The organism is Telluria antibiotica (genome assembly GCF_011682055.1).
Taxonomy (GTDB): Bacteria; Pseudomonadota; Gammaproteobacteria; order Burkholderiales; family Burkholderiaceae_D; genus Telluria; species Telluria antibiotica.
On sequence record NZ_JAAQOM010000040.1, the window covers coordinates 1,253 to 2,984 of the forward strand.

Below are 1,732 nucleotides of genomic sequence, written 5' to 3' on the forward strand. Positions count from 1 at the left end.
CACATATGGTAGGAGAGCGTTCCGTAAGCCTGAGAAGGTGTCTTGTAAAGGATGCTGGAGGTATCGGAAGTGCGAATGCTGACATGAGTAGCGATAAAGAGGGTGAAAAGCCCTCTCGCCGAAAGCCCAAGGTTTCCTGTTCAACGTTCATCGGAGCAGGGTGAGTCGGCCCCTAAGGCGAGGCAGAGATGCGTAGCTGATGGGAAGCAGGTTAATATTCCTGCACCGTCGTATGATGCGATGGGGGGACGGATCGCGGAAGGTTGTCCAACTGTTGGAATAGTTGGTTTTTGACTCATAGAAGGTGCTTAGGCAAATCCGGGCACGTAATTCAAGGGGTCGAGACGGGTGCCCATGTGGCACGAAGCAATCGGAAGTGGTTCCAAGAAAAGCCTCTAAGCTTCAGTCATACGAGACCGTACCGCAAACCGACACAGGTGGGCGAGATGAGTATTCTAAGGCGCTTGAGAGAACTCGGGAGAAGGAACTCGGCAAATTGGTACCGTAACTTCGGGATAAGGTACGCCCCGGTAGCTTGACCACTTTACTGTGGAAGGGTGAAAGGGTTGCAATAAACTGGTGGCTGCGACTGTTTAATAAAAACACAGCACTCTGCAAACACGAAAGTGGACGTATAGGGTGTGACGCCTGCCCGGTGCTGGAAGATTAAATGATGGGGTGCAAGCTCTTGATTGAAGTCCCAGTAAACGGCGGCCGTAACTATAACGGTCCTAAGGTAGCGAAATTCCTTGTCGGGTAAGTTCCGACCTGCACGAATGGCGTAACGATGGCCACACTGTCTCCTCCCGAGACTCAGCGAAGTTGAAATGTTTGTGATGATGCAATCTACCCGCGGCTAGACGGAAAGACCCCATGAACCTTTACTGTAGCTTTGCATTGGACTTTGAACCAATCTGTGTAGGATAGGTGGGAGGCTTTGAAGCGGGGACGCCAGTTCTCGTGGAGCCAACCTTGAAATACCACCCTGGTTCGTTTGAGGTTCTAACCTTGGCCCGTGATCCGGGTCGGGGACAGTGCATGGTAGGCAGTTTGACTGGGGCGGTCTCCTCCTAAAGTGTAACGGAGGAGTTCGAAGGTACGCTAGGTACGGTCGGACATCGTGCTAATAGTGCAATGGCATAAGCGTGCTTAACTGCGAGACCGACAAGTCGAGCAGGTACGAAAGTAGGACATAGTGATCCGGTGGTTCTGTATGGAAGGGCCATCGCTCAACGGATAAAAGGTACTCTGGGGATAACAGGCTGATTCCTCCCAAGAGTTCATATCGACGGGGGAGTTTGGCACCTCGATGTCGGCTCATCACATCCTGGGGCTGTAGCCGGTCCCAAGGGTATGGCTGTTCGCCATTTAAAGTGGTACGTGAGCTGGGTTTAAAACGTCGTGAGACAGTTTGGTCCCTATCTGCCGTGGGCGTTGGAAATTTGAAGGGGGCTGCTCCTAGTACGAGAGGACCGGAGTGGACGAACCTCTGGTGTACCGGTTGTCACGCCAGTGGCATTGCCGGGTAGCTAAGTTCGGAAGAGATAACCGCTGAAAGCATCTAAGCGGGAAACTCGCCTTGAGATGAGATTTCCCGGAGCCTTGAGCTCCTTGAAGGGTCGTTCGAGACCAGGACGTTGATAGGTCGGGTGTGGAAGTGCAGTAATGCATTAAGCTAACCGATACTAATTGCCCGTACGGCTTGTCCCTATAACCTTGGCAGTCATTGCCA

General features: G+C 52.4%; 1 rRNA gene (only partly in view). It reads left to right on the forward strand.

The annotated features are described in order from the left end of the window. A 23S ribosomal RNA gene (locus tag HAV22_RS30690) occupies positions 1-1,710 on the forward strand; its annotated part reaches 1,252 nt to the left of the window's first position; the annotation flags it as partial. Positions 1,711-1,732 lie beyond the last annotated feature (22 nt).